Source organism: Tenacibaculum aquimarinum (assembly GCF_022478115.1).
GTDB lineage: Bacteria > Bacteroidota > Bacteroidia > Flavobacteriales > Flavobacteriaceae > Polaribacter > Polaribacter aquimarinum_A.
In genome coordinates, this window is the sequence record NZ_JAKGSC010000007.1 from 37,324 (window position 1) to 49,355 (window position 12,032).

At 33.6% G+C, this 12,032-nt stretch carries 13 protein-coding genes and 5 tRNA genes; 17 read left to right on the plus strand and 1 reads right to left on the minus strand.

The features are described from left to right. Positions 1 to 4: 4 nt before the first annotated feature. Entirely contained in the window at positions 5 to 148 is a 144-nt protein-coding gene (locus L1S33_RS11735; protein ID WP_240562469.1) for a hypothetical protein, read from the minus strand. 200 nt (positions 149 to 348) lie between these two features. Here L1S33_RS11735 and L1S33_RS11740 point away from each other — a divergent pair, with 200 nt between their 5' ends. The 17 genes from L1S33_RS11740 to rpoB all read left to right on the plus strand — a co-directional run bounded on the left by L1S33_RS11740 (position 349) and on the right by rpoB (position 12,005). Continuing rightward, positions 349 to 1,182 carry a TIGR00266 family protein gene (locus tag L1S33_RS11740; RefSeq protein WP_240562470.1) on the plus strand — a complete coding sequence of 278 codons (834 nt, stop codon included), beginning with the start codon at positions 349 to 351 and terminating at the stop codon, positions 1,180 to 1,182. Between the two features lie 356 nt (positions 1,183 to 1,538). Next, a complete protein-coding gene (gene rpsU / locus L1S33_RS11745) occupies positions 1,539 to 1,736 on the plus strand; it encodes a 30S ribosomal protein S21 (protein WP_240551854.1) in 198 nt (65 codons plus the stop codon). A gap of 174 nt (positions 1,737 to 1,910) precedes the next feature. Next, on the plus strand, positions 1,911 to 2,801 hold the full coding sequence (locus L1S33_RS11750) for a tyrosine-type recombinase/integrase (RefSeq protein ID WP_240562471.1): 891 nt from the start codon (positions 1,911 to 1,913) through the stop codon (positions 2,799 to 2,801). Positions 2,802 to 2,805: 4 nt separating this feature from the next. Continuing rightward, entirely contained in the window at positions 2,806 to 3,114 is a 309-nt protein-coding gene (gene hpf, locus L1S33_RS11755; RefSeq protein WP_240551856.1) for a ribosome hibernation-promoting factor, HPF/YfiA family, read from the plus strand. A 98-nt stretch (positions 3,115 to 3,212) separates the two neighbouring features. Then, positions 3,213 to 3,286 (plus strand) — tRNA-Thr (locus L1S33_RS11760). A gap of 39 nt (positions 3,287 to 3,325) precedes the next feature. Further along, positions 3,326 to 3,407, plus strand: a tRNA-Tyr gene (locus L1S33_RS11765). A gap of 40 nt (positions 3,408 to 3,447) precedes the next feature. Continuing rightward, positions 3,448 to 3,520, plus strand: a tRNA-Gly gene (locus L1S33_RS11770). Between the two features lie 13 nt (positions 3,521 to 3,533). After that, positions 3,534 to 3,606, plus strand: a tRNA-Thr gene (locus L1S33_RS11775). Between the two features lie 58 nt (positions 3,607 to 3,664). Beyond that, on the plus strand, positions 3,665 to 4,852 hold the full coding sequence (gene tuf / locus L1S33_RS11780) for an elongation factor Tu (RefSeq protein WP_240562472.1): 1,188 nt from the start codon (positions 3,665 to 3,667) through the stop codon (positions 4,850 to 4,852). A 74-nt stretch (positions 4,853 to 4,926) separates the two neighbouring features. Further along, positions 4,927 to 4,998: transfer RNA gene (locus tag L1S33_RS11785), tRNA-Trp, on the plus strand. A gap of 17 nt (positions 4,999 to 5,015) precedes the next feature. Beyond that, a complete protein-coding gene (gene secE / locus L1S33_RS11790) occupies positions 5,016 to 5,213 on the plus strand; it encodes a preprotein translocase subunit SecE (RefSeq protein WP_072555290.1) in 198 nt (65 codons plus the stop codon). Positions 5,214 to 5,215: 2 nt separating this feature from the next. Beyond that, positions 5,216 to 5,767 carry a transcription termination/antitermination protein NusG gene (gene nusG / locus L1S33_RS11795; RefSeq protein WP_240551858.1) on the plus strand — a complete coding sequence of 184 codons (552 nt, stop codon included), beginning with the start codon at positions 5,216 to 5,218 and terminating at the stop codon, positions 5,765 to 5,767. Positions 5,768 to 5,838: 71 nt separating this feature from the next. Next, on the plus strand, positions 5,839 to 6,276 hold the full coding sequence (gene rplK, locus L1S33_RS11800; RefSeq protein WP_072555288.1) for a 50S ribosomal protein L11: 438 nt from the start codon (positions 5,839 to 5,841) through the stop codon (positions 6,274 to 6,276). 21 nt (positions 6,277 to 6,297) lie between these two features. Continuing rightward, positions 6,298 to 6,990 (plus strand): 50S ribosomal protein L1, encoded by a 693-nt coding sequence (gene rplA, locus L1S33_RS11805; RefSeq protein WP_072555287.1) that lies wholly within the window; start codon positions 6,298 to 6,300, stop codon positions 6,988 to 6,990. 21 nt (positions 6,991 to 7,011) lie between these two features. Continuing rightward, entirely contained in the window at positions 7,012 to 7,530 is a 519-nt protein-coding gene (gene rplJ, locus L1S33_RS11810) for a 50S ribosomal protein L10 (protein WP_240562473.1), read from the plus strand. A 52-nt stretch (positions 7,531 to 7,582) separates the two neighbouring features. Further along, on the plus strand, positions 7,583 to 7,957 hold the full coding sequence (gene rplL / locus L1S33_RS11815; RefSeq protein WP_240562474.1) for a 50S ribosomal protein L7/L12: 375 nt from the start codon (positions 7,583 to 7,585) through the stop codon (positions 7,955 to 7,957). Positions 7,958 to 8,195: 238 nt separating this feature from the next. After that, on the plus strand, positions 8,196 to 12,005 hold the full coding sequence (rpoB, locus tag L1S33_RS11820) for a DNA-directed RNA polymerase subunit beta (RefSeq protein WP_240562475.1): 3,810 nt from the start codon (positions 8,196 to 8,198) through the stop codon (positions 12,003 to 12,005). Positions 12,006 to 12,032: the final 27 nt, after the last annotated feature.

The window sequence follows — 12,032 nt, forward strand, 5'->3', positions numbered from 1 at the left end:
ATAGTTACTCCTTAATATATAGTTTAGGTCTTTCTTCCTTATAATCACATTCCTGAAAAATTCCGCAAGACACATTTGTGCGCGCTAAAGATTTTGTAATTTCAAATTGCTTAGACAGCGCTTCTATTTCTGGAGATAAATACTTCATATAATACTTTCCTTAGTTAGTAAGTTAATTACTGTTATACTTACATAACATCAAAAATAAGGTAATTATTTAAATGTATCTAGTTTAAGTAATTTCTTACTTGTCTTAAAATTCATTAAATTTAGAAATTAAAAGTAGTAATTTGTAACAAAACACTACATAAATCATCTAATACTATATAAGACTTAAAAACCCAAACTATGTATCAAGACAAAATTCCACAGAATTCATCAAATAGAAATGCACACGAAATAGATTTTGAAATCTATGGAGAAGAAATGCAATATGTAGAAATAGAACTAGATCCAGAAGAAGGCGTTGTTGCAGAGTCCGGAAGTTTTATGATGATGAATGATGGCTTAAGGATGAGTACTATATTAGGAGATGGTTCCAATCAAGAAAAAGGATTGTTAGGTAAAATATTTTCAGCAGGAAAAAGAATACTAACAGGAGAGAGCTTGTTTATGACCGTTTTTACCAATATAGGAAGCGGAAAAAAGAAAGTTTCATTCGCATCTCCATATCCAGGAAAAATTGTTCCTATAGATTTAGCAGAGTTTGGCGGAAAGTTTATTTGTCAAAAAGACGCATTTTTATGTGCTGCAAAAGGCGTTTCAATAGGAATCGAATTTTCAAAAAAACTAGGTAGAGGTCTTTTTGGTGGCGAAGGATTTATAATGCAAAAAATGGAAGGAGACGGAATGGGCTTTATTCACGCAGGTGGAACCATGGCAAAAAAAATCTTGTTGGCCGGCGAAAAATTAAAAGTAGACACAGGTTGTTTGGTAGGCTTTACCCAAGATGTAAATTACGATATTGAGTTTGTTGGCGGAATTAGAAATACAGTTTTCGGAGGAGAAGGAATGTTTTTCGCAACTCTACAAGGACCAGGAACAGTTTATGTACAATCATTACCATTTAGTAGATTGGCAGGTAGAGTCTTGGCAATGGCGCCTAGAAATGGTGGAAGTAAAGGAGAAGGAAGTATTCTTGGCGGAATTGGCGATCTTTTAGATGGCGATAACCGATTTTAAAATAATTTGGGCGTTACTTTATCCTGAAAGCATTCAGGACCAAGTCGGGCTTTTCACTATATCTTTTTAATTTTAATCAATTAAAAAGGATGCCGTTTCAATCCCTAACGCGCGCGTATTTGTTAACTTTAGTTTTTATTTCAGACACAGTTTTCTGTAAAGTTGAGAAAAAACAAATCACAACAAATAACTATCAATCACAATAAATAACCTTCAATTTTTTCATCATAAATAATTCTACATTAAAAAATTGTAATTCGTAATTAGTTTGTATCTTTGCAATCCAAAAATAAACAACCAATAGTTTAATAACTATTTAAAATATATAAGATACAGATGAAGGGAGGTGCATTACCATGTTAATAATTCCAGTAAAGGAAGGAGAAAATATCGATAGAGCGTTAAAACGTTTTAAAAGAAAATTCGACCGTACAAAGACGAAGAGAAGCTTACAGCAAAGAAAGCAGTTTGACAAGCCTTCAGTTGTAAAAAGAGCACAAAGAATTAAAGCTGCTTATGTTCAAAAATTAAGAACACAAGAAGAACTAGGTTAATGAAACTCAGTTTTTATAAGTCTGTAAGACAAAATAAAAACTTTAGGTTGAATTAATTCCGTTTTTAAAACGGAATCTAAACTTATTCTTTCAAAAAATAGAATCCTGCACATTTGTGCAGGATTTTTTTGTTATAAAAATCAAATTAGTACATTTAGCTAAAATATAAACACGTTGATACAATCCTTTTTAGATTATCTAGCATTGGAGAAAAATTACTCCAAACACACTGTTTTAGCATATAAAACAGATTTAACGGATTTTAAAGATTTTTGTCTTACTGAATATAATCAACAAGAGTTAAAAGATGTAAATTATCCACAAATAAGAACCTGGATAGTTAGTTTGGTAAACAGAGAATTATCTAATAAAAGTATCAATAGAAAAGTTACTTCATTAAAATCTTTCTATAAGTTTCTTCAAAAAATCGAACAAATAGAACTAAACCCTTTAGCAAAACATAAAGCGTTAAAAGTTCAGAAAAAAGTTCAAATACCTTTTTCAAAAGAAGAAATAACACAAGTTCTAAGTGCAATTAGTAAAAAAAACGATTTCATCTCAGTTAGAAACAAATTAATAGTAGAGTTATTTTACTCAACAGGAATAAGAAGAACAGAGTTAATAAATCTAAAACAAGCAGATGTAGATTTTTATAGCAAAACAATAAAAGTTTTAGGAAAAAGGAATAAAGAACGGTTTGTACCATTATTACCTTCTGTGTTTGAGACGTTAAACAATTATATAGCGCTTAAAAAAAATATACAAACAAAAGAAGAACAGTTATTCATTACTGAAAAAGGAAATAAAATTTACGAAACACTTGTTTATAGAACAATAAATATGTACTTTAGTCAAGTCTCCTCAAAGGTAAAAAAGAGTCCGCATATATTGCGTCATTCGTTTGCAACACACCTTTTAAATGAAGGAGCAGATTTAAATTCGGTTAAAGAATTGCTAGGGCATTCAAGTTTAGCCTCCACACAAGTGTATACACACAATAGTTTGGATAAGATTAAAGAAGTGTTTAACAGGGCGCATCCTAGAAGCGGCCATAAAAAAAAGTGACAATATGAAAGTATTTACCCAATCAGTAAATTTTAATGCAGATAGTGATCTATTAAAGTTCGTTGAAAAGAAAGTAGAAGCGTTAGAGAAATTCCACGACAAGATTGTTGATGCAGAAGTTTTTTTAAAAGTTCAAAGCACAAGTGAAAAAGAAAATAAAATTACAGAAATTAAAATAAATATACCTGGAAGTGAATTAATGGTAAAGAAGCAGGCTAAAACCTTTGAAGAAGGAGTAAGCACTGCTATTGAGTCGTTAAAAAGACAATTAAAAAAGTCTAAAGAAAAGCATAGAGATTCTTTAGTTTCATAAAAAGTGAAAATTTTTCAAAAAAAGTTTTTGCAAACAAAAAAAACTTTATACATTTGCAATCCGTTAGAAATAGCGGATTGTTTTTTTGCAATAAAAAAGCCGATGTAGCTCAGCTGGCTAGAGCAGCTGATTTGTAATCAGCAGGTCGTGGGTTCGAGTCCCTCCATCGGCTCAAAAGAACAAAAAAGTTCATTAAAATATTAAAATTTTTGGGGAGATACTCAAGCGGCCAACGAGGACGGACTGTAACTCCGTTGACTACGTCTTCGCAGGTTCGAATCCTGCTCTCCCCACAAAATTTTAAACCTTTAATTTTTGTAAGAAAATTAAAAAGCGAAAGTAGCTCAGTTGGTAGAGCGTCAGCCTTCCAAGCTGAATGTCGCCAGTTCGAACCTGGTCTTTCGCTCAAATATCAACAAGCCGATGTAGCTCAGTTGGTAGAGCGCATCCTTGGTAGGGATGAGGTCACGGGTTCAAATCCCGTCATTGGCTCATTAATAAGTATTATTAGACACAAATATATTTAAACTAAGAATTAAAATTAATAATTATGGCAAAAGGAACTTTTGACCGTTCGAAACCACACTTAAACATTGGTACTATCGGACACGTAGATCACGGTAAAACAACTTTAACTGCGGCTATTACTAAAGTATTAGCTGATGCAGGATTCTCTGAAGCTAGATCTTTTGATCAGATTGATAATGCTCCGGAAGAAAAAGAAAGAGGTATTACAATTAACACTTCTCACGTTGAGTATCAAACAGCTAATCGTCACTACGCTCACGTAGACTGTCCAGGTCACGCGGATTACGTAAAGAACATGGTTACTGGTGCTGCACAAATGGACGGAGCTATCTTAGTAGTTGCTGCTACAGATGGACCAATGCCACAGACTAGAGAGCACATCTTATTAGGTCGTCAAGTAGGTATTCCTCGTATCGTTGTTTTCTTAAACAAAGTTGATATGGTTGATGATGAAGAGTTATTAGAATTAGTAGACATGGAAGTTAGAGAGTTATTATCTTTCTATGAATACGATGGTGATAATGGACCTGTTGTTTCTGGTTCTGCTTTAGGAGCATTAAACGGAGAGCAAAAATGGGTTGATACTGTTTTAGAATTAATGGCACAAGTTGATGTTTGGATCGAAGAGCCTTTAAGAGAGGTTGATAAAGATTTCTTAATGCCAATTGAAGATGTATTTTCAATTACAGGACGTGGTACAGTAGCAACTGGTCGTATTGAGACTGGTATTGCTAACACTGGAGACGCTGTAGATATTATTGGTATGGGTACTGAGAAGTTAACTTCTACTATTACTGGTATTGAAATGTTCCGTCAAATCTTAGATAGAGGTGAGGCTGGAGATAATGCAGGTATCTTATTAAGAGGTATTAATAAAGAAGATATTAAAAGAGGTATGGTAATCTGTAAGCCAGGTTCTGTAACTCCACATGCTAAGTTTAAAGCTGAGGTTTATGTTCTTAAGAAAGAAGAAGGTGGTCGTCACACGCCATTCCATAATAACTACCGTCCTCAGTTCTACGTAAGAACAACTGACGTTACTGGAAACATTGCGCTTCCTGATGGTGTTGAAATGGTTATGCCAGGTGATAACTTAACTATTACTGTTGATTTAATTCAACCAATTGCATTAAACTTAGGTTTACGTTTCGCTATCCGTGAAGGAGGTAGAACTGTAGGTGCAGGTCAGGTAACTGAAATCTTAGACTAAAAAGTCTAAATAGATAAATAAATTTTTTATAAGGTGTCTCGATTTTTCGGGACGCCTTTATAAATGAATAAGAAACGGGCGTAGTTCAGCGGTAGAGCACTGGTCTCCAAAACCAGCTGTCGGGAGTTCGAATCTCTCCGCCCGTGCAAATAGAGCAAATAAGATGAATATAACACAATATATCAAAGATTCTTTTGAAGAATTAAGTAATCACATGACTTGGGTTTCTAAAGAAGAAGCTCAAAAATCAACGGTAACTGTAGCTGTATTTACAATATTATTTGCATTAGCAGTAGCAGCGATTGATTTTGTTTTTCAAACAGGGTTAGATAACTTTTTTGGAATGTTTAAATCAATTTAATTATGGCAACTGATTCAGTAATGAAATGGTATGTTGTAAGAGCCATTGGTGGACAAGAGAATAAAGTACAAGCTTATATTGAAACTGAAATTTCTCGTTTAGGTCTTTCAGATTATGTAAGTCAAGTACTTGTTCCTAAAGAAAAAGTAATACAAATCCGAGATGGGAAAAAAATACACAAAGAGCGTGTTTATTTTCCAGGATATATTATGGTAGAAGCAAATCTATCTGGAGAAGTTCCTCACGTAATAAAAGGAATAACGGGAGTTATTGGTTTTTTAGGTGAAACAAAAGGAGGAGAACCAGTACCAATGCGTAAATCTGAAGTTAACAGAATGCTTGGTAAAGTAGATGAGTTATCTGTACAAGATGAAAATGTTGCAATTCCATATACAGTTGGAGAAACTGTAAAAGTTGTTGATGGACCATTTAATGGTTTTGATGGAACTATTGAGAATGTAAATGAAGAGAAGCGTAAACTTGAAGTAATGGTTAAGATTTTCGGAAGAAAAACTCCATTAGAATTGAGTTATATGCAAGTAGAAAAAATATAAGTGTTACACAATTATATATAACGATGCGTTTTTAAGCTTCCACTCAAAAACACATCATTAAATTTTTAAAAATGGCAAAAGAGCTAAGCAAAGTAGTTAAATTACAAGTAAGGGGAGGCGCAGCGAATCCATCGCCGCCGGTTGGACCCGCTTTAGGTGCTGCTGGAGTAAACATTATGGAGTTCTGTAAGCAGTTTAATGCTAGAACACAAGATAAGCAAGGTAAAGTATTACCAGTTGCTATTAATGTTTATAAGGATAAGTCTTTCGACTTTGTGGTTAAAACACCACCCGCAGCAGTACAGTTATTAGAAGCGGCCAAAATTAAAAAGGGTTCAGGAGAACCAAACAGGAAAAAAGTAGCAAGTGTTACTTGGGATCAGATTAAAGTTATTGCAGAAGACAAAATGGTAGATTTAAATGCCTTTGAAATTTCTTCAGCAATGCGTATGATTGCAGGAACAGCTCGCTCTATGGGATTAACTGTTAAAGGTAATGCACCAGCATAAACTTTATTAAAAATTAGTAAAATGGCAAGATTAACAAAAAAGCAAAAAGTAGCTTACGCAAAAGTAGACGCTAATCAGTCTTACGATTTAAATGCAGCTTCTGCTTTAATCAAAGAAATTACTACTGTAAAGTTTGATGCATCTGTAGATTTAGCAATACGTTTAGGAGTAGATCCTCGTAAAGCAAATCAAATGGTTCGTGGAGTTGTAACACTACCACACGGAACAGGTAAAGATGTAAAAGTGCTTGCATTAGTAACACCAGACAAAGAAGCTGAAGCTAAAGAAGCAGGAGCTGACTTTGTAGGATTAGATGAATACCTTCAGAAAATTAAAGGAGGATGGACAGACGTAGACGTTATTATTACAATGCCTAGCGTTATGGGTAAATTAGGTCCTTTAGGACGTGTATTAGGACCTCGTGGTCTAATGCCAAACCCAAAAACAGGTACTGTAACTATGGACGTTGCTAAAGCAGTAAAAGAAGTGAAAGCTGGTAAAATTGACTTTAAAGTTGATAAAACAGGTATTATTCACGCTGCAATTGGTAAAGCGTCGTTTGGAGCAGATAAGATTGCAGACAATGCAAACGAATTACTACAAACTATTATAAAATTAAAGCCAACAGCTTCAAAAGGAACTTATATTAAGAGCGTATTTATGTCTTCTACTATGAGTCCAAGTGTAGCTGTAGATGTAAAATCTGTTTCATAAGGCAGTTAAAATAAGTATATCATGACTAGAGAAGAAAAATCACAAGTAATACAAGATTTAACAGCAAGATTAGCAGATACTAATACAATCTATTTAGCAGATATTTCTGGGTTAGATGCAGCAACTACATCTAACTTACGTAGAGCTTGTTTTAAAGCTAACGTACAATTGGCTGTTGTAAAGAACACATTGCTTGCAAAAGCAATGGAAGCTTCTGATAAAGATTTCGGAGATTTACCTACGGTATTGAAAGGAAATACTTCAATGATGATTTCTGAGGCGTCTAACGCACCAGCAAAGTTAATCAAAGAGTTCAGAAAAAAATCTAAAGACCGCCCTTTATTAAAAGGAGCGTTTGCAGAAGAGTCTATTTATATTGGAGATGACCAATTAGAAACTCTTGTAAATATTAAGTCTAAAGAAGAACTTATTGGAGATATTATCTCATTATTACAATCGCCTGCTAAGAACGTTATTTCAGCGTTACAATCAGGAGGAAGTAAATTATCTGGTATCTTAAAGACATTATCAGAAAAATAATTACGCGCACAAATAAACTATAATAATAAAAGAATTTTTAAAAACAATTAAAATGGCAGATTTAAAAGATTTCGCAGAACAGTTAGTTAACTTATCAGTAAAAGACGTTAACGAATTAGCTGATATTTTAAAAGAAGAGTACGGTATTGAGCCAGCAGCAGCAGCAGTAGCTGTAGCAGGACCAGCAGCAGGAGGCGGAGACGCAGCTGATGAGCAAACTGAATTTGATGTTATATTAAAAGCAGCAGGTGGTTCTAAATTAGCAGTTGTAAAATTAGTTAAAGAATTAACTGGTTTAGGTCTTAAAGAAGCTAAAGGTATCGTAGATAGCGCACCAGCAGCAGTAAAAGAAGGAGTATCTAAAGATGAGGCTGAAGGTCTTAAAAAATCTTTAGAAGAAGCTGGAGCAGAAGTAGAGCTTAAGTAATCTTTTTATCCCGAGTTTTACACGGGAAATAACAATAAAGGTTTAGGTACTAAAGGGTTAACTCTTTAGTCCTAAACCATTTTGTGTATATATTCGTCTTATTTTTTATCGCAATTTTTTAATTGTGATTTGACGTCTATAATAAGCTGATTAACAATCGGTTGAGGCAATTAAAAATTGCAAGTGAGGTCTTAATGACTTCGAAAAATTTATTTTTAATTTAAAAATAGTTTCTCTTTTGGCAACGATAAATACAACTGAAAGAATCAATTTCGCATCTTCAAAGCTAGGAACTGATTATCCAAATTTTTTGGATATTCAAGTAAAATCTTTTCAAGATTTTTTCCAATTACAAACTAAAGCTGATGAAAGAGGTGAAGAAGGTTTATATAAAACCTTCATGGATAACTTTCCAATTACAGATACACGTAATCAATTTGTTTTAGAATTCTTAGATTACTTTGTAGATCCACCAAGATATAGCATTCAAGAATGTATAGAGCGTGGTTTAACACATAGCGTACCTCTAAAGGCACGTTTAAAATTATACTGTACCGACCCTGAACACGAAGACTTTGAAACCATTGTACAAGACGTATATTTAGGGACAATTCCTTATATGACTAACTCTGGTACATTCGTTATCAATGGTGCAGAAAGAGTTGTAGTATCGCAACTACACCGTTCACCAGGTGTATTCTTTGGGCAATCTTTCCATGCAAATGGAACTAAATTATATTCTGCAAGAGTAATTCCTTTTAAAGGATCTTGGATAGAATTTGCTACTGATATCAATCAAGTAATGTATGCTTATATTGATAGAAAAAAGAAGTTACCGGTAACAACATTATTCAGAGCCATTGGTTTTGAAAGAGATAAAGATATATTAGAAATTTTTGATTTAGCAGAAGAAGTTAAAGTTTCTAAAGCTGGATTAAAGAAAGTATTAGGACGTAAACTTGCTGCAAGAGTTTTAAAAACTTGGCATGAAGATTTCGTTGATGAAGATACAGGAGAAGTTGTATCTATTGAACGTAACGAAATTGTTTTTGATCGTGATACTATTTTAGATAAAGAACATATTGATGAAATAATAGAATCTGGTTCTAAAACTATCCTTTTACATAAAGAGGATACAGAAATGGCAGATTATGCTATTATTCATAATACATTACAAAAAGATCCAACAAATTCTGAAAAAGAAGCTGTTGAACATATCTATAGACAATTACGTAATGCTGAGCCGCCAGATGAGGAAACTGCAAGAGGAATTATTGATAAATTATTCTTCTCAGAGCAACGTTACAACTTAGGTGAAGTAGGGCGTTTTAGAATGAATACAAAGTTACAGTTAAACGAACCTATAGACCAAAAGGTGTTAACTAAGAACGATATCATTACTATTATTAAGTATTTAATTGAGTTAATCAATTCTAAGGCTGAGGTAGATGATATTGATCACTTATCTAACCGTCGTGTAAGAACAGTTGGAGAGCAGTTAGCAGGACAGTTTGGTGTTGGTTTAGCACGTATGGCTAGAACAATTCGTGAGCGTATGAATGTACGTGACAACGAAGTGTTTACTCCAATTGACTTAATTAACGCGAAGACATTATCTTCAGTAATTAATTCATTTTTTGGAACAAACCAGCTTTCTCAATTTATGGATCAAACCAATCCTTTAGCAGAAATTACGCATAAGCGTCGTTTATCTGCACTAGGACCTGGAGGTTTATCAAGAGAAAGAGCAGGATTTGAGGTACGTGATGTTCACTATACACACTATGGAAGATTATGTCCAATTGAAACACCAGAGGGACCAAATATTGGTTTAATTTCTTCATTAGCAGTATTTGCTAAGGTTAACAATTTAGGATTTATTGAAACTCCATATAAGAAAGTAGAAGAAGGTAAAGTTTTAGATCAAGATCCAATATATTTATCAGCTGAAGAAGAAGAAGGTATGAAAATTGCCCAATCTAATTTAGACTTAGATAAAGATGGTAAATTTACAGCAGACAGAGTTATTGCACGTGAAGAAGGAGATTTCCCAGTAGAAACTCCAGAAGCAATTAACTATATGGACGTTGCACCAAACCAAATTGCATCTATATCAGCATCGTTAATTCCATTCTTGGAACATGATGATGCCAATAGAGCATTAATGGGATCTAACATGATGCGTCAAGCAGTACCATTATTAAGACCAGAATCTCCAATTGTAGGAACAGGTTTAGAACGTAGAGTTGCAAAAGATTCTCGTATCTTAATCAATGCAGAAGGAGCAGGTGTTGTAGAGTATGTAGATGCAAATATCATTACTATTAAGTATGATAGATCTGATGACGAACGTATGGTTAGTTTTGATACTGATGAAGTTTCTTATAACTTAATTAAGTTCAGAAAAACAAACCAAGGAACTAACATTAACTTAAAGCCAATTGTACAAAAAGGTGATAGAGTTACTGAAGGACAAGTTCTTTGTGAAGGTTATGCAACACAAAAAGGAGAATTAGCTTTAGGAAGAAATATGAAAGTAGCCTTTATGCCTTGGAAAGGGTATAACTTTGAGGATGCAATTGTAATTTCTGAAAAAGTAGTTCGTGAAGATATATTTACATCTATTCATATTGATGAGTATTCTTTAGACGTAAGAGATACAAAATTAGGAGTTGAAGAACTAACTAATGATATTCCTAACGTTTCTGAAGAAGCTACAAAAGATTTAGATGAAAATGGAATGATTAGAATTGGAGCAGAAGTGAAGCCAGGAGATATCCTTATCGGGAAAATTACTCCAAAAGGTGAATCTGATCCAACTCCAGAAGAAAAATTATTACGCGCAATTTTTGGTGATAAAGCAGGAGATGTAAAAGATGCATCTTTAAAAGCTTCTCCATCATTAAGAGGTGTAGTAATTGATAAAAAATTATTTAGACGTGCAGTAAAAGATAAACAAAAAAGAGCAAGAGATAAAGAAGCTATTTTAGCTTTAGAATCTTCATTTGTATCTAAGTTTGAAGATTTACAAAACCGTTTAATTGATAAGTTATTTTCTCTTGTTAATGGTAAAACATCTCAAGGAATTTTTAACGATTTAGGTGAAGAAGTACTTCCAAAAGGAAAGAAATTTACTTTAAAAATGTTAAATTCCGTTGAAGATTATGCACACTTAACAGGTACATGGACAACAGATAAAACGTTAAATAGTTTAGTAGTAGAATTAGTTCATAACTACAAAATTAAAGTAAACGATTTACAAGGTGTTTTACGTAGAAAGAAATTTACAATTTCTGTAGGAGATGAGTTACCAGCAGGTATTTTAAAACTAGCTAAAATTTATGTTGCTAAAAAACGTAAATTAAAAGTAGGTGATAAAATGGCAGGACGTCACGGAAATAAAGGTATTGTTGCTCGTATTGTAAGAGCTGAAGATATGCCTTTCTTAGAAGACGGAACTCCAGTAGATATTGTATTAAATCCATTAGGTGTACCATCTCGTATGAATATTGGTCAGATTTATGAAACTGTTCTTGGATGGGCAGGTCAAAAATTAGGAACTAAATATGCAACACCAATTTTTGATGGAGCATCTTTAGATCAAATCAATGAGATTACAGATACAGCAGGTGTACCAAGATTTGGACATACTTACTTATATGATGGAGGAACAGGAAAACGTTTCGATCAACCAGCAACAGTTGGTATCATTTATATGATTAAGTTAGGACACATGATTGAAGATAAAATGCATGCGCGTTCTATTGGACCATATTCATTAATTACACAACAACCATTAGGTGGTAAAGCACAATTTGGTGGTCAACGTTTTGGAGAGATGGAAGTATGGGCATTAGAAGCATATGGAGCGTCTGCGATCTTAAGAGAAATCTTAACTGTAAAATCTGATGATGTAATGGGTAGAGCTAAAACATACGAAAGTATTGTTAAAGGTGAAACTATGCCAGAACCAGGTTTACCAGAATCGTTCAATGTATTAATGCACGAACTTAAAGGTCTTGGATTAGACGTTAAGTTAGAAGAGTAATAAACAGTGAAGCGTCGTTGGATATTT

Bases quoted from the DNA above. Each gene is read 5' to 3' on its own strand.
- tuf (WP_240562472.1), top strand. From the start codon at position 3,665: ATGGCAAAAGGAACTTTTGACCGTTCGAAACCACACTTAAACATTGGT.
- secE (WP_072555290.1), top strand. From the start codon at position 5,016: ATGAATATAACACAATATATCAAAGATTCTTTTGAAGAATTAAGTAAT.
- rpsU (WP_240551854.1), top strand. From the start codon at position 1,539: ATGTTAATAATTCCAGTAAAGGAAGGAGAAAATATCGATAGAGCGTTA.
- rplK (WP_072555288.1), top strand. From the start codon at position 5,839: ATGGCAAAAGAGCTAAGCAAAGTAGTTAAATTACAAGTAAGGGGAGGC.
- rplA (WP_072555287.1), top strand. From the start codon at position 6,298: ATGGCAAGATTAACAAAAAAGCAAAAAGTAGCTTACGCAAAAGTAGAC.
- rplJ (WP_240562473.1), top strand. From the start codon at position 7,012: ATGACTAGAGAAGAAAAATCACAAGTAATACAAGATTTAACAGCAAGA.
- rplL (WP_240562474.1), top strand. From the start codon at position 7,583: ATGGCAGATTTAAAAGATTTCGCAGAACAGTTAGTTAACTTATCAGTA.
- L1S33_RS11735 (WP_240562469.1), bottom strand. From the start codon at position 148: ATGAAGTATTTATCTCCAGAAATAGAAGCGCTGTCTAAGCAATTTGAA.
- L1S33_RS11740 (WP_240562470.1), top strand. From the start codon at position 349: ATGTATCAAGACAAAATTCCACAGAATTCATCAAATAGAAATGCACAC.
- nusG (WP_240551858.1), top strand. From the start codon at position 5,216: ATGGCAACTGATTCAGTAATGAAATGGTATGTTGTAAGAGCCATTGGT.
- hpf (WP_240551856.1), top strand. From the start codon at position 2,806: ATGAAAGTATTTACCCAATCAGTAAATTTTAATGCAGATAGTGATCTA.